The sequence below is a fragment of the Mycobacterium sp. IDUB_17 genome (assembly GCF_055419465.1).
Genome location: NZ_JBVAXS010000009.1, coordinates 39,450 through 57,794 on the forward strand (window position 1 = coordinate 39,450; position 18,345 = coordinate 57,794).

Below are 18,345 nucleotides of genomic sequence, written 5' to 3' on the forward strand. Positions count from 1 at the left end.
CCGGAGAAGTCCCCTAGAACCTGACCGGCAACCTCGCCCAGCCGCGAACACTCGACGTGTGGGCGCGAAAAGCATTGGGATAGTCGACTTCCCAGTCCGTCCACCGCTTCAGGACTTCCTCGAACGCGACCCGGGCCTCCAGCCGGGCCAGCGCCGAGCCCAGGCAGAAATGCAGGCCCTGGCCGAAGCTCAGATGACCGCCCGTGCGGTGGATGTCGAAGCGGTCGGGATCGGTGAACTTCGACTCGTCGCGATTGGCCGATCCGTTGAGCAGCAGCATGTATGAGCCCTCGGGGATCGCCTGCCCGTAATGCTCGACATCCTGAGCGACGTACCGGGCCTGCACCGGTGACGGCGGTTCGAAGCGCAACGTCTCCTCCACCGCACCCGGGATCAGGCTCGGATCGGCCACGAGCTCGCGCCGTTGGTCGTGATGCTCGCCGAGCAGCTGCCCCATGAAACCGATGAGCCGAGCGGTGGTTTCGTTGCCCGCGCCGGCGATCATCGCGGTGTACGCGAGCACCTCGGTGCGGGTCAGCAGCCGCTGCCTTCCGGCCCCGTCATCCACCTCCGCGGTGAGCAGATCGGTCATCAAGTCATCGGACGGATGCGATGCCCGCCAGTCGATGTATTCGGCGAACATCGTGATGGCGTCCTGGAAAATCGTCGGGCTCACTCCGTCTGCACTGGCATCGACCGAGGCGACCGTGATGGCCTTGTCATTACGGTCCCGGATGCTCTGCTGCTCTTCCTCGGGAATGCCGAGCAGATAACCGATGGTCCGCATGGGCATGAACGCCCCGAGGTCCGCGACGAAGTCCAGACCGTCCTGCCCGCGCAGGGGGTCCAGCGCTTTCGCGCAGAAGTCGCGGACCAGTTCCTCGACCGCCAGCATGCGGCGCGGCGTGAAGACCCGGGAGAGCAGCCGACGGTGCAGATCGTGCAGCGGCGGGTCCTCGAACAGCAGGATGCCCGGCGGGACCTCGATACCGCTGAACAGGATGTCGGCCGTGGTGCCGCGTCCCGATCGGTAGGCCTGCCAGTTGGGTAGTTCCCGGGCCACATCGTCCCAACGGCTCAGCGCATAGAAGTTGTACTTCTCGTTGAAGTAAAGCGGCGCCTCGCTGCGCATCCGCTTCCAGATCGGATACGGGTCGTCGTCGATGTCATTGTCGAACGGGTCGTAGTAGAGCTCCACCGCCTGTTGCGTCGTCACCGATCCACTTCCCCGTCCTCCGTACCAAATAGTTGTTCCAACGTACTTTGGGACGCGTCCCCCGGTCAATCACCCGCTCACAGTGCCTTTTAGAACAGCGGGTTAACAGTCAGCATGAGCCAAACCGTCGACCCGAAATCGGGCCGGGAGTCTACTGGGGCGGATTCGCGTGTGTGCTCACGCATTGACACCCTTCGGAGGCCCGCTCCCATGTTCAACCGCTTGTTGCGCACCGCCTTTGCGCTCACCCTCATCACCACGGCGATCTCCTGCAGCAGCAACGACGACAACGCCGCGGGCTACACGCTGCGGGTCGGCGCCACGTCGGTGACCGGGACTCCCGCGGGCTCGCTGGGCTGGGGTGACAAGCAGGGCATCCTCACCGAGCAGCTGAAGTCCGCGGGCGTCGGCAAGATCGAGTACTCGTTCTTCCAGTCCGGCAGCGATGTCGCCTCGGCCCTGTTCGCCGGCGCCATCGACGTGGCCGCCATCGGCGACAACCCGGCCCTGCGGGCCCGCAGCCGAGACCCGAAAGTCGTTCTGCTGTCGCTTGATTCGATCAACGGCGACGCGTGGCTGGTGGGCGCCAAGGGCGGCCCCACCGAGATCAAGGGCTTGGTCGGCAAGGACATCACCGCCCCGCAGGGCACCATCCGTGACCGCGCCGCCCGCCAGCTGATCGATGCCGCCGGCCTGACCGACCAGATCCACGTGCGGGACGTGCCGACGCCCGAGTCCATCGCCGGGCTGAGTTCCGGCAAGATCGACGCGGCCATCCTGACCGGCGCCAGCGCGGCTGAGCTGGAATCCAAGGGCTTCCCGATCATCGACAGCCTGTCGCGTCACGGCTTCGGCAGCACCGGCACCAACATCGCGCTCACCTCGTTCACCGACGCGCATCCGGAGTTCGTCGGCGCCTGGCAACAGGCCGTCACCACCGTCAACCGCGACATCACCGAGAACTTCGACGACTACCTGGCCTGGGTCGCGAAAACCGACGACACCGACCTGAAGTTCGTGCAGAAGTCCACGCAGGCTGACGAATTCAATACCGAACCGTTCCCGGCGGCCGGTGTCGACCAACTCGAAGCCGCATACAAGTTCCTCAACGCCGACGGATCGTTCGACAACGAATACTCGGTCCGCGAGTGGGCCGGAGCCAAGTCGTGACCGCAGCTGTCACCAGCACCACGGCAGTCCGGACAGCGGCCACGCCCCTGGAACTCGTCGAGGTCGTCGGCGGCCGCGGCCGGCGAAAAGGCCTGTGGGCGCGCCTCCCCCGACCGGTACGCCGGCTGATGGGCCCGGCACTGATCCTGGCGGCCTGGACCATCGGCTCGACGACGGGGCTCCTCAACACCGACCTGTTCCCACCCCCGACCGAGGTCGCGGCCACCGCGTGGCGGCTGCTCGGTGACGGCCAACTCGCCACCCATGTCGGCGCCTCGGCCGTCCGCGTGCTGACCGGCACGGTGCTGGGCATCCTCATCGGCGTCCTGCTCGCGGTCGTCGCCGGACTCACCCGCACAGGCGAGGACCTGCTCGACTGGACCATGCAGATCCTCAAGGCCGTACCGAATTTCGCGCTGACACCACTGCTGATCATCTGGATGGGTATCGGTGAGGGTCCCAAGATCGTGTTGATCACCACGGGTGTGGCGATAGCGATATACATCAACACCTATTCGGGTATCCGCGGCGTGGACCGGCAACTCGTCGAGATGGCGCAAACCTTGGAAGCTTCGCAGCGGACACTCATCTCGCAGGTGATCCTGCCCGGGGCGATGCCGAATTTCCTTGTGGGCCTGCGGCTCGGGCTTTCCAGCGCGTGGCTGAGCCTGATCTTCGCCGAGATGATCAACACCACCCAGGGCATCGGCTACCTGATGTCACGGGCCCAGACCAACCTGCAGTTCGACGTCTCGCTGCTGGTGATCGTCATCTACGCGGTGGCAGGACTGCTGTCCTACACACTGGTGCGGGCCTTGGAACGGCTGCTGCTGTCGTGGCGTAACGGGTTCGAGGGACTCGGAGCCGAGGGATGAGCACCGTCGTCGACGTGCACGGCCTGCAGCGCGCATTCGGCGATCAGCAGGTGCTGAAGGATCTCGAACTTCAGATCGAGGACGGCGAATTCGTCGCGATGCTGGGGCGGTCCGGTTCCGGCAAGAGCACCTTGCTGCGCGTGCTGGCCGGCCTCGACGGCCAGGTCACCGGATCGGTGCGGGTGCCCCGATCCAGGGCGGTGGTGTTCCAGAACCCGCGGTTACTGCCGTGGCGGCGCGCCCTCGCCAACGTGACCTTCGCCCTGTCCGACGCCGGACCCGACGCCCCCAGCCGGGCCGCTCGGGGACGCGCCGCACTCGAGGAGGTGGGTCTGGCCGACAAGGCCGTCGACAAAAGCAGAGCCTGGCCCCTCTCTCTTTCCGGCGGTGAGGCGCAACGCGTTTCATTGGCACGTGCCCTGGTCCGCGAACCTGACCTGTTACTGCTCGATGAGCCGTTCGGCGCGCTCGACGCGCTGACCCGGCTCAAGATGTACGGGCTGCTGCACGAATTGTGGTCACGCCGGCACATGGCAGTCCTGCACGTCACCCATGACGTCGACGAGGCGATCCTGCTGGCCGACCGGGTGGTGGTGCTCTCGGGCGGACGGGTCTCACTCGACCGCCGCGTCGAGTTGCCCTTCCCCCGCACCCGCAGCGATGACGGATTCGACGACCTGCGCCGTGCGCTGCTGGCCGAACTCGGCGTCCGAGAAGAGGTAGGTCATGACCGCTCCCGCTGACCCCGACGAACTGAGCACCGATGTCCTGGTGATCGGCGGCGGCCCCGCAGCCACCTGGGCCGCCATCTCGGCCACCGAATCCGGGGCCCGGGCCATCCTGGTGGACAAGGGGTATTGCGGCACCAGCGGGGCGACCGCCGCCGGCGGCAACAACCTGTGGGCGATCGGGCCCGGCCCGCGGCGCGAGGATTCCGTACGTGAACGCGAACTGGCTGCCGGCCGGATCACCGACTCCGAGTGGATGTTCCGGGTACTGGCCACCTCATGGGACCGGCTCGGACACCTCTCCGAGTGGGGCTACCCGTTCCCGGTCGGTGCCGACGGTCGCGAGATGCGCAGCAGCCTGCAGGGCCCCGAGTACATGCGCCGCATGCGCCGCAAGGCCCATCGCAGCGGCGTACGCATCCTCGATCACCACCCAGCGCTGGAACTGACCGCCGACCGCGACGGCGTCATGACCGGCGCCACGGGCATCGCGCGCCAGGACGGCGGCCGGCCGTGGCGGATCACCGCGGGCGCCGTCGTGCTCGCCACCGGCGGAACCGCCTTCCTGTCCGGGACGTTCGGCACCAACGTCGACACCGGCGAAGGTCTCCTGATGGCCGCCGAACACGGGGCGCACCTGTCCGGAATGGAGTTCTGCACCGCCTACGCGCTGGCGCCCGAATGGGGCGTACACACCAAAGGTCGAATGCTGCAGTGGGGCAGCTTCTATGACGAGCACGGCCGTCCGTTCACCACCCAGCGCGGGCTGAGCGGACGCCAGGACGCCCAGCGGGCGCTGACCCGCGGCGAGCGGGTGTTCGCCCGCCTGGACCGGGCACCCGAACACCTCCGTCAGACCATGCGCGACGCCCAGCCGAACTACTTCCTGCCGCTGGACAAGGCCGGCATCGACCCGTTCACCACCGCCTACCCGGTCCGCATGGTCTACGAAGGATCGGTGCGCGGCACCGGCGGCCTGCGACTCGTCGGGCCCGATTGTGCGACAACGGTTCCCGGCCTGTATGCGGCAGGTGATGCGGCGACCCGCGAGCTCATCACCGGCTCGCTGTCCGGCGGCGGCAGCCGCAACGGCTCGTGGGCGATCGCCTCGGGCACCTTCGCCGGCCGCGGTGCCGCCGAGTTCAGCCGCACCCGGCGCGGGCACGTGGCCGGGTCCGCCTCGATCACCCCGCGCTCACGGATCGGCGCACCCTCCGTCGAAGAGGTGGTGGCTGCCGCGCAGTCGCACGTCCTGCCACCCCAGCGCAGCTACCTGAAATCCGAACAGCGGCTTCAAGAGTCCGCCAATGCGCTGGAGACCCTGTGGCGCGACATCGCCGGCGGCCTGGCCCCGCTGCCGGCCCGCGACGTCTACAAACTGCGCCAGGCGGAGGCCATGGTGGCCGCGGCGCGCTGGATCACCGCCGCATCCCTGGCCCGGCCTGAAACCCGCGGCCTGCACCGCCGCGAGGACCTGCCCGATTCCGATCACCGCTACGAGCACCGCATCCTGGTCGGCGGCCTGGACCAGGTCTGGACTGCGCCCGATCCCGTTGCCCCGCAGCTCATCTCCTCGGAGGCAGTGGCGTGATCGAAATCGTCAGTGAGACGGCCTGCATCAAGTGCGACGTCTGCATCAAGGTGTGTCCCACCGACGTGTTCGACCGGGGCGCTGACGGGACACCTGTCATCGCGCGCCAGTCCGACTGCCAGACCTGCTTCATGTGCGAGGCCTACTGCCCCGCCGATGCGCTCTATGTCTCCCCGGTCGCCGCACCCGTCGGCGCCGACAGCCCGCATGCTTCCGAATCCGCGGTCAGCGGTGCGGGGTTGCTCGGCGGGTACCGGGAGATGGTCGGTTGGGGCGGCGGCCGCACACCCGGATCCCGCCTGGACCAGAACCCGGTGCTGACCTCGATTCCACCGCTGGCCGAATCACGCCTGGGTGCTCCTGCGGTGCTGGCGGAGGGACCCTGGAATCACCGCCAGGTGTGAGGGCGCTAGAGCTTCTGCACCGGAGCGTGGTTGTGCATCAGCTTGACCCGACCGGCACTACCGAAGTCGATCAGTGACATCGCCGTTTCGCCCATACCCGTGACTTCCTCGACGCGGCCCAGCCCGTACTTGTCGTGGGTGACCCGGTCGCCCGGTTCCAGCGTGATCACCGGACGGTTGCGGGCGGGCGCGGGCCGCGACGGCGACGGGCGTGGGCTGCCATAGCTGCCCGCGTTACCGACCGGCGCACTGAACGAGGACGACGGCTGCTCGATGCGCCGCCAGTTGATCAGGTCCTCCGGAATCTCGCGCAGGAACCGCGATTCCGGGTTGAGCATGGGCTGCCCCCACGACGACCGCACCTTGGCCCGGCTCAGATAGAGCCGTTGGCGCGCACGGGTGATGCCGACATACGCCAGCCGTCGTTCCTCAGACAACTCGTTGGGATCACCCAGGGCCCGCATGTGCGGGAACATGCCGTCCTCCCAGCCGGTGACGAAGACCACCGGGAACTCCAGCCCCTTGGCGGTGTGCAACGTCATCATCGTCACCACGCCCGCTCCGTCTTCGGGGATCTCGTCGGCGTCGGCCACCAGCGACACCCGCTCCAGGAACTGGGCCAGCACCCCGGTGTCGGGGATGTCCTCGTCGACCGGCTCCCCCTCGCCCTGTTCGGCCAGTGCCCGGGCGTTGGCCAGATCGGTGCTGAACTCGTGTGCGACGCTGACCAATTCGTTGAGGTTGTCCAACCGGGCCAGATCCTGCGGATCGCTGGACGCCTCCAGCTCCCGGCGGTAGCCCGTGCGCTCCAACACCGCTTCGACCAGGTCCCCCAGCTCGTCATCGAGCTTGCCGCGCAGCGAGTCGAGCAGCTGAACGAACGATGCGATGGCCTTCTCCGAGCGGCTGTTGAGCATCGGCACCCGCCCCTCGGCGGCGGCCTGCAACGCATCGTTGAAGCTGGCGCCGGTGTTCTCGGCGTAGACGGCCACACAGGCCTCGGCCCGGTCACCGATGCCGCGGCGCGGGGTGTTGAGGATGCGGCGCATGCTCACCGAGTCACCCGGATTGTCCAGCACCCGCAGGTAGGCGACGATGTCGCGGATCTCGCGGCGCTCGTAGAACCGCACGCCGCCGACGACCTTGTACGGGATGCCTGCGCGGATGAACACCTCCTCCAGCGCGCGCGAGGAGTTGTTGGTGCGGTAGAAGACCGCGACGTCACCGTATTTCACGCCCTCGCTGTCGGCGAGGGCGTCGATCTCCTCCGCGACGAAGCGGGCCTCGTCGTGCTCGTTGTCGGCCACATAGCCGACGATCAGCTCGCCCTCGCCCTCCTCGGTCCACAGCCGCTTCTCGCGGCGGCCCGCATTGCGGGCGATCACCGAGTTGGCCGCGTTCAGGATGGTCTGGGTGGAGCGGTAGTTCTGCTCCAGCAGGATCGTCGTCGCGTCCGGGTAGTCGCGCTCGAAATCCTCGATGTTGCGGATGGTCGCACCGCGGAACGCGTAGATGGACTGATCGGCGTCACCCACCACACACAGTTCCGACGCCGCCACCCCGTCGTTCTCGTCGAGATGGTGACCCACCAATTCCCGCACCAGCACGTACTGCGCGTGGTTTGTGTCCTGGTACTCGTCGACCAGGATGTGGCGGAACCGGCGGCGGTAGTACTGCGCGATCTGCGGGAAGGCCTGCAGGATCCCGACCGTCTCACCGATCAGATCGTCGAAGTCCAGCGCATTGGCCGCGCGCAGCCTGCGCTGATACTCGCCGTAGACCTGGGCGATGATGCCGGCCATCTCCTCGGCGGCCTCCGAAGCCTCGGCCGCGGCCTGCTCCGGCCCGATCAGCTCGTTCTTCAGATTGGAGATGCCGTTGGCCAGCAGCCGCGGCGAATACCGCTTCGTGTCCAACCCCATGTCCTTGCCGATCATCATCAGCAGACGCCGGGAGTCGTCGGAGTCGTAGATCGAGAAGTTGGAGTTCAGGCCCGGCAGCAGCGAGGCCTGGTTCCGCAGGATCCGCACACAGGTCGAGTGGAACGTGGAAACCCACATATTCCGAGCTCTGGGGCCCACCAACTGGACCACGCGCTCGCGCATCTCGGCGGCGGCCTTGTTGGTGAACGTGATCGCCAGGATCTGCCCCACCCCGACGTCACGCGCGGCCAACATATAGGCGATACGCCTGGTCAGCACCGCCGTCTTACCCGACCCCGCGCCCGCGACGATCAACAGCGGCGAACCATGGTGCAGCACCGCTTGGCGCTGCTGCGGGTTCAAGCCGTCAAGAAGGTCATCAACATCTGCAGCAGCCGGCGGTGCCATGTGGGAAGTAGTGGTCATCTTGCGTTCAAACTTACCGCTGAGCGGGGACAGTTTTGCGCTGGCACGAGCCGACTGGGACTATCAGCTTGTGCCTGAGATCGATGACCTGCGTCGGGAGATCGACGAACTCGACGCCACCATCATTGCCGCCATCCAACGACGCGCCGAGGTCTCCAAGGAGATCGGCAAAGCCCGGATGGCCTCCGGCGGCACCCGGCTGGTGCACAACCGCGAGATGCAGGTCATCGAGCGCTACAGCGTGCTCGGCCCCGAGGGCAAGGACATGGCGATCCTGCTGCTGCAGCTCGGCCGCGGCCGGCTGGGCCACTAGAGCCTTATCGGCCCGCGGGCTTCGCCGGCGTCTTCAGCGAGTCCAACAGCCAAGGCGTCAACCACTGCACCGCCTCGGACGTCGGGTGCACGCCATCGCTGCGCATCCTGACCCCGTTGATCTTCGCGGTGTACTTGCCGTCCGGGTTGAGCTTGTCATTGAAATCCAGCACCGACACGTTCGGCCGTTGCGCGGCCACATTCCGCAGCATGGTGTTCCACGCCTGCACCCGGCCGGGCTGGTCCTCGGGGTACAGCGTGCCGTCCGACCGCTCACCGCGCCGGTTGTACGGCGCAGTGGTCACCACGACGCGGGCCCCCGTCGAGCTGAGAATGTCGAGCGCACGCTGTAGCTCACCCTTGAGATAGGCGTCGAAGGCGTCGTTGCCGATATGCGTCCACCGCCCGCGCCACATACGGTCGACGGCCTCCCAACGCCCGATCATCAACAGCACGGTTTCCGGGCGGTCGTGGGCGATCCGCTGCGCCCAGCGCTCCGGCCAGGAGTCGCACTCCGGCTTCTGGTTCAACGTCTCCCCGGCCGACCGGTACGGGCCGCCGCGGGCGATGCCGCAGCCGATCGTCGTGTAGTCGCTGAAGTGAAAACCCGGGCTGGCGGGCAGATACCGCATCAGCGTCCACGCCACCGAGTCACCGAACACCGCGACCGTCCGCGTGCCGGGCGGCAGCGCCGGCGGCGGTCCCACCGGGACGGGCCGCTCCGCGCCGACGTCCTGCTCGGACGCGGCCGCGGCCATCACGTCTGGGCCCGCGGGCCGGGTCGGCACCCCGACCGGAACGACCGTCATGGTCGCCACCGCGGCGGTGGCCACCGTTGCCGCGGCCAGCCGCAGCATCGGGACATGCTGCGGGCGCCAGTGCCGGACCGGCTGCTCGATCGCCCACCACGACACCCACGACACCGCGATCGTCACGGCACACCGCAGTGCGAGCAGCGACCAGCCCTGCAGGCCGGTGCGCTCGCCGTTGAGGATCTGGAAGATCGGCCAGTGCCACAGGTAGACGCCGTAGGAGATGACGCCGAGCGTGACGAGCGGATACCAGGCCAGCGCGCGGGCGACGTAGCCGTCCTGGTCGAGTGCGACCGGGGCGACGACGAACACCGCGCCCAGCGCCACAATGATCAGCAGACCGTGGTGGAACTCGTCGGCGCTGCCGGCCGCCAGGTGCGCGGCTGCCGCCAGGACCGCCACCCCGATCACCGGCAGGACCCAGGCGATCCAGCGCCGCCACCGGGCCCGGATCAACGTGCCCGACATCGTCAGCGCCGACCAGTCACGCACGAGCAGTGCCGCGGCGGCCGCACCGACCAACAGCGCCTGGGCCCGGGTGTCGGTACCGAAGTACACGCGGTTGAGCTCACCGGCATCGCCCGACATCCAGATCGCCGCGACCGCCGAGCCGACCAGCCCGAGCACCGCGAGCACGAACACCGTCACCCGCACCGCGCCGGCAGAGCGGCGACGCACCAGCAACGCGGCGGCCAGCACCAGCAGCGGCCAGATGACGTAGTACTGCTCCTCGACCGCCAGCGACCAGGTGTGCTGCAACGGCGACGGAGCACTGCCCTGACTGAAGTAGTCGGTGTCGGTGGCGACGAACATCCAGTTCGCCATCCAGAAGAACGCCGCGACGGCGTCCTCGCGAAGCGTGGTGACCGCATCCGACGGGAACAGGGGCCGGGCGATCACCACGGCCAAGGTCATCAGCACCATGGCGGGCAGCAGGCGCTTGGCCCGGCGGATCCAGAACCCCTTGAGGTCGATGCGCTCGGTGCGGCGGTACTCGTCGAGCAGCAGTGACGTGATCAGGAATCCACTGAGCACGAAAAAGACGTCGACGCCGATGAACCCCCCGGCCATACCCGGCACTCCGCCGTGGCCGGCCAGCACCAGGGCCACCGCGATGGCGCGGATGCCGTCCAGTGCCGGGATGTCACGGCGGATGGAGGCACGCCGACGCCGGCTGGCAGCACGGACTGGCGCCGCAGTCACGTCATGCCCTCCCGTCTTGGCGTCCGAGCCCCAGAGTTTAGGGGGCATCGGGCGCCGAGTCGGGAAGGCGCGACGGAGCGCTAACGGGTTAGCGCAATATATTTCGTATCGAGGTACTCCTCGATGCCCTCGGTGCCGCCCTCACGGCCGAAGCCGGATTCCTTGATGCCGCCGAACGGTGCGGCCGCATCTGAGATGACACCGCGGTTGACGCCGACCATGCCGGACTCGATGCCCTCGGCCACCCGCAACGCGCGGTCCAGCGACTGCGTGTAAACGTAGGCAGCCAAGCCGTATTCGGTGTTGTTGGCGGCGGCCACCCCCTCGTCCTCGGTGTCGAACCCGGTGATCGGGGCGACCGGGCCGAAGACCTCCTCCTTGAGGATGCGGGCATCGGCGGGCACATCGGCCAGCACCGTGGCCGGGTAGAAGTTGCCCGGCCCGTCCGGCGCGACGCCGCCGACCGCGACGGTCGCACCGCGCGACACCGCGTCGGAGACCAGTTCGGTGACGGTGGAGACCTGCTTGGAATTGATCAGTGGGCCCAACGTGGACGTGGGGTCGATGCCCTTGCCGAGGGTGAACTCGCTCATCCGTTTGACGAGCTTCTCGGTGAACTCCTCGCGCACCGAGTTGGCCACGTGGAAGCGGTTGGCCGCCGTGCAGGCCTCACCGCCGTTGCGCATCTTGGCCAGGATCGCGCCGTCGACCGCTGCGTCGACGTCGGCGTCGTCGAACACGATGAAGGGGGCGTTGCCACCGAGCTCCATCGACGTGCGGAGCAGCTTGTCGGCGGACTGCTTCACCAGAGCCTTGCCCACGCCCGTCGAGCCGGTGAAAGTCAGCTTGCGCAACCGGCCGTCATCGATCAGCGCGGTGCTCACCGTGCCCGGGTTGCTGGTCGGCAGCACCGAGAGCACGCCCTTGGGCAGGCCCGCCTCATCCATCAGCTTGGCCAGCAGCAACATGGTCAGCGGGGTTTCCTGCGCGGGTTTGACGATCATGGTGCAGCCCGCGGCGAACGCCGGGCCCATCTTGCGAGTGCCCATGGCCAGCGGGAAGTTCCACGGGGTGATGGCGTAGCACGGGCCGACCGCCTGCTTGGTGACGAGAATGCGGCCGGTGCCCGCCGGTGCCGGGGTGTAGCGACCGGCGATGCGCACCGCCTCCTCGGAGAACCAGCGGAAGAACTCGGCGCCGTAGGCGACCTCGCCCTTGCTCTCGGCGAGCACCTTGCCCATCTCGAGGGTCATCAGTGCGGCGATGTCGTCGGCACGTTCGGTGATCTTCTCGAACACCGAGCGAAGTATCTCGCCGCGTTTGCGCGGTGCGGTCGCGGCCCACTCGGCCTGGACCGCACAAGCGGCGTCCAATGCGGTGACGGCATCGGCGGCGGTCGCGTCGGCCACCGTGGCCAACACCTGATCGTCGCTCGGATCCAGCACATTGAACGTCGATGCGGCCTGGCGTTCCTCACCACCGATCCACAGACCCGTGGGCACGGATGAAATCAAGTCTTCAATGGCCATACATCCATCATGTACACCCATCAGCCGAGCGCCACACTAAGGTCAGCGGAATGAGTGCTGACATCACCGCAACCCCGGCATGGCAGGCATTGTCGAAGCACTACGACGAGATCCGCGACATCCATCTGACGGAGCTTTTCGCAGAGGATCCGAACCGCGGCACCGAGCTCGAGCTGACGGTCGGCGACCTCTACATCGACTACAGCAAGCACCGCATCACCCGCCGGACCCTGGAATTGCTGGCCGATCTGGCCCGCGCTGCCGGGCTGGAAGCCCGCCGCGACGCGATGTTCGCCGGTGAGCACATCAACACCTCCGAGGACCGCGCGGTACTGCACACCGCGTTGCGGTTGCCTGCGGACGCGTCGTTGACCGTCGACGGCCAGGACGTGGTGGCCGACGTGCACGAGGTGCTCGATCGCATGGGTGGGTTCACCGACCGGCTCCGGAGCGGCGAGTGGTCCGGGGCCACCGGCGAGCGCATCAAGACCGTGGTGAACATCGGCATCGGCGGTTCGGACCTGGGGCCGGTGATGGTGTACGACGCACTGCGCCACTATGCCGACGCCGGCATAACGGCCCGCTTCGTGTCGAACGTCGACCCGGCCGACCTGGTGGCGACGCTGGCCGACCTGGACCCGGCCACAACGCTTTTCATCGTCGCATCCAAGACGTTCTCCACCCTCGAGACCCTCACCAACGCGACGGCCGCGCGTCGCTGGCTGGTCGATGCACTCGGCGAGGACGCGGTGGCCAAGCATTTCGTGGCAGTGTCCACCAACGCGAAGCTCGTGCAGGAGTTCGGCATCGACACCGACAACATGTTCGGGTTCTGGGACTGGGTGGGCGGGCGGTACTCGGTGGACTCGGCGATCGGGCTGTCGGTGATGGCCGTGATCGGCCGCGAGCGGTTCGCCGAATTCCTGTCCGGATTCCATCTGGTCGACGAGCACTTCCGCACCGCGCCGCTGGCCGAGAATGCTCCGGCACTGTTGGGTCTGATCGGGCTGTGGTACTCGAATTTCTTTGGTGCACAATCGCGTGCAGTGCTGCCCTACTCGAACGACCTGTCCCGGTTCGCGGCCTACCTGCAGCAGCTGACCATGGAGTCCAACGGCAAGTCCGTGCGCGCCGACGGCTCCCCGGTGACCACCCAGACCGGTGAGATCTTCTGGGGCGAGCCGGGAACCAACGGCCAGCACGCCTTCTACCAACTGCTGCACCAGGGCACCCGTCTGGTTCCCGCCGATTTCATCGGCTTCTCGGAGCCCACCGACGACCTGCCCACGGCCGACGGCACCGGCAGCATGCACGACCTGCTGATGAGCAACTTCTTCGCCCAGACCCAGGTGCTGGCGTTCGGCAAGACCGCCGAAGCCATTGCCGCCGAGGGCACTCCGTCCGCGGTGGTCCCGCACAAGTTGATGCCCGGAAACCGACCGACGACGTCAATCCTGGCAACCAGGTTGACGCCGTCGGTGGTGGGGCAGCTCATCGCCCTCTACGAACACCAGGTGTTCACCGAGGGAGTCGTGTGGGGGATCGACTCCTTCGACCAGTGGGGCGTCGAGCTGGGTAAGACCCAGGCCAAGGCACTGCTGCCGGTGATCACCGAATCGGAATCACCAGGCAAGCAGTCGGATTCATCTACCGATGCGCTGGTGCGGCGTTACCGCGTCGAGCGCGGACGCTCTGTCTAGGGCTCAGGCCCTACTGCCCCGGGATCGTCGCGCAGCCCACGTTCGGGATGCAGCCACTGACACCGCCGGGACCGGCCGTACCGACAGGTCCGTTCGGGATACCGCCGGTGGCCCCACCGGGCCCCGCGGTCCCACCCGGGCCATAGGGAATCTCGCCGGTGGCGCCGGCCGGTCCGGCCGTTCCGCCGGGGCCGAACGGAATCGAGCCGCTGGCACCGCCCGGGCCTGCTGTACCGCCGGGGCCACCGGGAATCTCGCCGGTTGCGCCGCCGGGGCCGGCCATGCCCGCGTCGGCGCATGCCGTCCCGTCGGCGTTGACGCACGGCGGCGGAGCCGGAGGATCAGCCGCGGCAACCGGAACGAATGCGACGGCCCCAGCCGCAGCGCCTGCAAGGAACATCGAGGCAATCAGTCTTGAGGTCATGACGGTGGGCTACCCAGGTTCCCTCGGTGCTGAAACACGGCCCCGAAATTAGCCTCACGGGCAACACTGCCCTCTGAGGCACCAAGGCCACCTCGCGTACGCCGCGATTTGGGCTGCCTATGACACCGAGACTGCAGTCAGGGACAAAATCGGCGCGATTTTTGTCCCTGCGTACAGTCTCGGCGACCGACCTACCTGACCGGCCAGCGCCGACCCCGAAATCAGGCGAAACGCTTGGTGTACTTCGGCGGCAGCAACCGGAGCACCTGAGTCAGCGGTGCCCACGGCCAGCGCGGCACCACGGCCCGGCCTTTCTCCTTCTCGATGGCCTCGACCATCGCGCGCACACCGGTCTCGTTGTCGACCATCAGCATGGTCGTCGCCGATTTGGCCGTCATCTCCGACTCGATGTAGCCCGGCTCGATCACAGTCACCCGGATCGGACCCTTGTCGTACTCGGCGCGCAGCGACTCGCCCAGCGACGTCATACCGGCCTTCGAAGCGCAGTAGGCAGCCTTGCCGCCGGGCACACCGGTGTTGCCGAGGACCGACGAGATCAGCACCAAGTGACCACTTCCGGACTTCTTGAACATCTCCAAAGCCGTCTCGATCTGCACCAGACCGGCGATCAGATTGGTTTCGATGGTGGCCTTGTTCGCCCACGGCTTGCCCTCGCCCAGCGGCCAGCCCTTACCGATGCCGGCGTTGACGATCACGCGATCGATACCGCCGAGTTCCTCGGACAGCTCACCGAACACCCGCGGCACGGCCTCGTGGTCGTTCACGTCCAGCGCAGCGACAGCCACCTTGACGTAGGGGTGCCGGTCGGCCAACTCGGCCTTGAGCTCGTCGAGCCGATCGGTGCGGCGGGCACACAGGGCCAGGTCACGGCCCTTGGCCGCGAATTGACGGGCCATTCCCGCGCCCAGCCCAGAGCTGGCACCGGTGATGAGGATCTTCTGACGGGTCATCGCTGCAGGATAACCGAGTTAGACAACTGTCAAAAATGCGGCCGCTACTTGAGCAGCCTGGACATCCGCCGGTCGGCCAGCACCTTGCCGCCGGTCTGACACGTCGGGCAGTACTGGAACGACTTGTCGGCGAAAGACACCTCCCGCACGGTGTCCCCGCACACCGGGCACGGCAGCCCGGTACGCGCGTGCACGCGAAGACCAGAACGCTTCTCCCCCTTGAGCGTCGCGGCCTGCTGTCCCACCGAACGCGTCACCGCATCGGTGAGCACCGAGATCATCGCGTCGTGCAGCGCACCGAGTTGGGCATCGGTCAGCTTGCCCGCAGTGGCGAACGGCGACAGTTTGGCCACGTGCAGGATCTCGTCGCTGTAGGCGTTGCCGATCCCGGCGATCACCTTCTGATCGGTGATCACGGTCTTGATCCGTCCGCCCTGCCCGGCCAGCACACCCGCCAGCCCGGCTGAATCCAGCGACAGCGCATCAGGTCCCAGCGCGGCGATCTGCGGTACATCAAGGGGATCGGCGACCAGCCACACCGCCAACCGCTTCTGAGTCCCGGCCTCGGTCAGGTCAAAGCCCACGCCCTCCCCCAAATGCACCCGCAGGGCGATCGGGCCCTTGCCGGGCTTGAGCGGCGTCGTCGCCAACTTGTCCGACCAACGCAGCCAACCCGCCCGCGACAGATGCGTGATCAGGTGCCAGGGACCGACTTCGAGACCAAGGTACTTGCCCCAGCGGTTCGCACCCGTCACGGTCTGTCCGTGCAACGCCGTCGGCGGCGGATCGAACGTCTTGAGCACCGACAACGCGGACACGTCGATCCGGGTGACCACCCGGCCCGTCGCGTTCCGGCGCAGATGATCGGCCAACGCCTCCACTTCGGGCAGTTCAGGCATGGCTCCAGTGTGTCAGCGAAATGCCGAGCATGCTGTAGACATGTCCAACCGGCCTGCCCCCGGAGCGACCAACCCGATACGCAGTATCTTCGTGATCAACAGCGTGCCGCGCCGGTGGCCGTTCGCTCTGCGGGCCGGAATCTGCATGGCCGTACCTGTTCTGGTGGGCTGGCTGGCCGGCGACACCACTGCCGGATTGATCGCCACCATCGGCGGATTCACCTCGCTGTACGGCAGCGGCCGGCCCTACCTCAATCGCGGCGGATACCTGGCGGTAGTCGTGGTGTGCTTCGCCGCCGCAGTGGCACTCGGGGATTGGGCATCATCGGCACCATGGCTGGGCGTGCTGACCGTGACGATGATCGCCGCGGTGGCCACCCTGGTCTGCCACGCCCTGAGCATCGGACCGCCCGGGGCCTACATGGTGGTGCTGGCCTGCGCGGCCGGGACCGGCACCCCGACGACTCTGCATCTCAGCCCGGGCCATCACGCCGCGCTCGTTCTGGCCGGCGGCTCGTTCGCCTGGCTGGTGCACATGTCCGGCGCACTGATCCGACCCCGCGGGCCGGAGAAGGCCGCGGTGGCTGCGGCTGCCGCCGCCGTGGCGGCCTACATCGACAACATCGAGGGTGAGCCGGCCGCCCGCGCAGCCGCCCGGCACCGGGCCGCGCTGCTGCTGCACACCGCGTGGGTCACCCTGGTCACCTATCAACCGGTGCAACCGAAACCCGACCAGACGCTGTACCGGCTGCGGGTGGTCAACCGCCGGCTGCACGTGTTGTTCGCCGAGGCCATGCGCGCCGCCGACGCCGGTGAGACGCTGGCATATGACGGCGCGGCCCTGGCCCGGCACCTGGCCACCGTGCCCGCCGATGCGGTCACCGATGAGCATGGCGCCGAAGGGATTCCGCTCGGCCGGCCGAGCGCGTTGCAACTGCTGCGGCGGGCGCTGACGCCGGGCTCGGTATCACTGCAACTGGCGCTGCGCGTGGGCATCGCGGTCGCGATCTCGGGTGTCATCGCCGTGCTGATCTCACAGGCCCTGACGATGACGCATGCCTATTGGGCGATGGCGGCCGCGGTGCTGATGCTGCATCAAGGTTTCGACTGGCAACGCACAGTGGCCCGGGGCGTGGAACGAACGCTGGGCACCTGGCTCGGCCTCGGCGTTGCCGGCGCGATCCTGGCGCTGCACCCGCAGGGTCTGTGGCTGGCACTGGTGATCGGAGCGCTGCAATTCGCCATCGAGATGTACGTGGTGCGTAACTACACCCTGGCCGTCGTGTTCATCACGCCCGCCGCACTCACCATCGCCTCGGGAGGACAGCCCGTCGACAATCTCGGCGAACTGCTGCTCACCCGCGGTAGCGACACCCTGATCGGATGCGCGGTGGCCCTGGCCGTCTACTGGGCGACCCAGCGTCTCCGCCACCCGAGGGGCCTGCGCACTGCGATCACCACCACGCTCGACGCCGTCTCCGCCACCCTGCCCCACCTGGCGGCCGACGACGCCACCTCCCCGGCGGCCCGCACCGATCGGCGCGATCTGCAGTTGCGGGCCATGGAACTGTTGCCCGCCTATGACGCGAATGTCGGCGGATCAGCAGCGCAACGCCTTGGGGCCGAACGCATGTGGCCGACGGTCGTGGCCACCGAACAACTCGCCTACCGCACACTGGCGGCTTGTTGGGGCGCCGAGCGTGACCGCGATACGGAGTCAGGCGCCGAGGCGGCCGCAGACACCGCGGCCGCGTTGAGCGAGCAGGCCGCCGCCCTACGCGAGGGCCTTGACGAACGACAGTAGCCAGCTCACCAGCGACAGCACGATGGCCGCCCAGATGGCGGTCCACCAGAACTGGTCGATGTGCAGACCCCAGTGCGTGGTGTGGTCGGTGATCCACGACGTGATCCACAGCATCAGCGCGTTGATCACGATGTGGATCAGCCCGAGCGTGAGGATGTACAGCGGGATCGAAAGGATCTGAACGATCGGCTTGACGAACGCGTTGACCAGACCGAAGATCACCGCGACGACGAAGATGATGCCGACCCTGGCGATGGTCGAGTCACCTCCGATGAAGTAGATCCCCGGCACGACGAGAGTGACCACCCAGAGCGCGAATCCGGTTATCGCGGCGCGCAGGAGAAATGAGCTCATGGCGG

16 protein-coding genes and 1 pseudogene are annotated in these 18,345 nt (G+C 67.6%); 8 read left to right on the forward strand and 9 right to left on the reverse strand.

Annotated elements, in window-relative coordinates; genetic code table 11:
- Positions 1–13: 13 nt before the first annotated feature.
- Entirely contained in the window at positions 14–1,216 is a 1,203-nt protein-coding gene (locus ACZYZ7_RS29685) for a cytochrome P450 (RefSeq protein ID WP_463742379.1), read from the reverse strand.
- A 210-nt stretch (positions 1,217–1,426) separates the two neighbouring features.
- On the opposite strand from ACZYZ7_RS29685, the gene ACZYZ7_RS29690 reads away from it, so the two are divergent.
- The 5 genes from ACZYZ7_RS29690 to ACZYZ7_RS29710 are packed head-to-tail and all read left to right on the forward strand — an operon-like array spanning position 1,427 to position 5,984.
- A complete protein-coding gene (locus ACZYZ7_RS29690; protein ID WP_135458014.1) occupies positions 1,427–2,386 on the forward strand; it encodes an ABC transporter substrate-binding protein in 960 nt (319 codons plus the stop codon).
- On the forward strand, positions 2,383–3,261 hold the full coding sequence (locus tag ACZYZ7_RS29695; RefSeq protein ID WP_463742380.1) for an ABC transporter permease: 879 nt from the start codon (positions 2,383–2,385) through the stop codon (positions 3,259–3,261). The genes ACZYZ7_RS29690 and ACZYZ7_RS29695 overlap by 4 nt, the downstream gene beginning before the upstream one ends.
- On the forward strand, positions 3,258–4,004 hold the full coding sequence (locus tag ACZYZ7_RS29700) for an ABC transporter ATP-binding protein (protein WP_463742381.1): 747 nt from the start codon (positions 3,258–3,260) through the stop codon (positions 4,002–4,004). Before ACZYZ7_RS29695 ends, ACZYZ7_RS29700 begins: the two co-directional genes overlap by 4 nt.
- Entirely contained in the window at positions 3,988–5,580 is a 1,593-nt protein-coding gene (locus tag ACZYZ7_RS29705) for an FAD-binding protein (RefSeq protein ID WP_463742382.1), read from the forward strand. Before ACZYZ7_RS29700 ends, ACZYZ7_RS29705 begins: the two co-directional genes overlap by 17 nt.
- Positions 5,577–5,984, forward strand: coding sequence for a 4Fe-4S dicluster domain-containing protein (locus ACZYZ7_RS29710; RefSeq protein WP_463742383.1), 408 nt, complete (start codon positions 5,577–5,579; stop codon positions 5,982–5,984). The genes ACZYZ7_RS29705 and ACZYZ7_RS29710 overlap by 4 nt, the downstream gene beginning before the upstream one ends.
- A 5-nt stretch (positions 5,985–5,989) precedes the next feature.
- Here ACZYZ7_RS29710 and pcrA read toward each other — a convergent pair whose 3' ends face one another.
- Positions 5,990–8,332 carry a DNA helicase PcrA gene (gene pcrA / locus ACZYZ7_RS29715; protein WP_463742384.1) on the reverse strand — a complete coding sequence of 781 codons (2,343 nt, stop codon included), beginning with the start codon at positions 8,330–8,332 and terminating at the stop codon, positions 5,990–5,992.
- Here pcrA and ACZYZ7_RS29720 point away from each other — a divergent pair.
- A complete protein-coding gene (locus ACZYZ7_RS29720) occupies positions 8,325–8,645 on the forward strand; it encodes a chorismate mutase (RefSeq protein ID WP_286175134.1) in 321 nt (106 codons plus the stop codon). The two genes, pcrA and ACZYZ7_RS29720, sit on opposite strands and share 8 nt — an antisense overlap.
- A gap of 4 nt (positions 8,646–8,649) precedes the next feature.
- Here the strand turns inward: ACZYZ7_RS29720 and ACZYZ7_RS29725 are convergent, their stop codons facing one another.
- Positions 8,650–10,707: a DUF459 domain-containing protein gene (locus ACZYZ7_RS29725; protein ID WP_463742385.1), complete on the reverse strand. Its 2,058-nt coding sequence runs from the start codon at positions 10,705–10,707 to the stop codon at positions 8,650–8,652.
- A 32-nt stretch (positions 10,708–10,739) separates the two neighbouring features.
- Positions 10,740–12,188, reverse strand: a complete 1,449-nt coding sequence (locus ACZYZ7_RS29730) for an NAD-dependent succinate-semialdehyde dehydrogenase (protein ID WP_463742386.1) — start codon at positions 12,186–12,188, stop codon at positions 10,740–10,742.
- 50 nt (positions 12,189–12,238) lie between these two features.
- Between ACZYZ7_RS29730 and pgi the strand changes: the two genes are divergently transcribed.
- Positions 12,239–13,888: a glucose-6-phosphate isomerase gene (pgi, locus tag ACZYZ7_RS29735; protein ID WP_463742387.1), complete on the forward strand. Its 1,650-nt coding sequence runs from the start codon at positions 12,239–12,241 to the stop codon at positions 13,886–13,888.
- Positions 13,889–13,898: 10 nt separating this feature from the next.
- Here pgi and ACZYZ7_RS29740 read toward each other — a convergent pair whose 3' ends face one another.
- From ACZYZ7_RS29740 to ACZYZ7_RS29755, 4 genes and pseudogenes are all read right to left on the reverse strand, one after another.
- Positions 13,899–14,312, reverse strand: coding sequence for a hypothetical protein (locus ACZYZ7_RS29740; RefSeq protein WP_463742388.1), 414 nt, complete (start codon positions 14,310–14,312; stop codon positions 13,899–13,901).
- A 221-nt stretch (positions 14,313–14,533) separates the two neighbouring features.
- A complete protein-coding gene (locus ACZYZ7_RS29745) occupies positions 14,534–15,283 on the reverse strand; it encodes an SDR family oxidoreductase (protein WP_450072678.1) in 750 nt (249 codons plus the stop codon).
- Between the two features lie 44 nt (positions 15,284–15,327).
- On the reverse strand, positions 15,328–15,816 hold the full coding sequence (locus ACZYZ7_RS29750; protein WP_450072709.1) for a zinc finger domain-containing protein: 489 nt from the start codon (positions 15,814–15,816) through the stop codon (positions 15,328–15,330).
- Positions 15,817–15,939: 123 nt separating this feature from the next.
- A pseudogene (locus ACZYZ7_RS29755) lies at positions 15,940–16,182 on the reverse strand (DNA-formamidopyrimidine glycosylase family protein); the annotation flags it as partial.
- Positions 16,183–16,222: 40 nt separating this feature from the next.
- Here ACZYZ7_RS29755 and ACZYZ7_RS29760 point away from each other — a divergent pair.
- Complete coding sequence (locus ACZYZ7_RS29760) at positions 16,223–17,986, forward strand: FUSC family protein (RefSeq protein WP_450072677.1); 1,764 nt, start codon at positions 16,223–16,225, stop codon at positions 17,984–17,986.
- Here the strand turns inward: ACZYZ7_RS29760 and ACZYZ7_RS29765 are convergent.
- Complete coding sequence (locus ACZYZ7_RS29765; RefSeq protein WP_358025334.1) at positions 17,957–18,340, reverse strand: phage holin family protein; 384 nt, start codon at positions 18,338–18,340, stop codon at positions 17,957–17,959. The genes ACZYZ7_RS29760 and ACZYZ7_RS29765 overlap by 30 nt on opposite strands.
- Between the last annotated feature and the right edge of the window lie 5 nt (positions 18,341–18,345).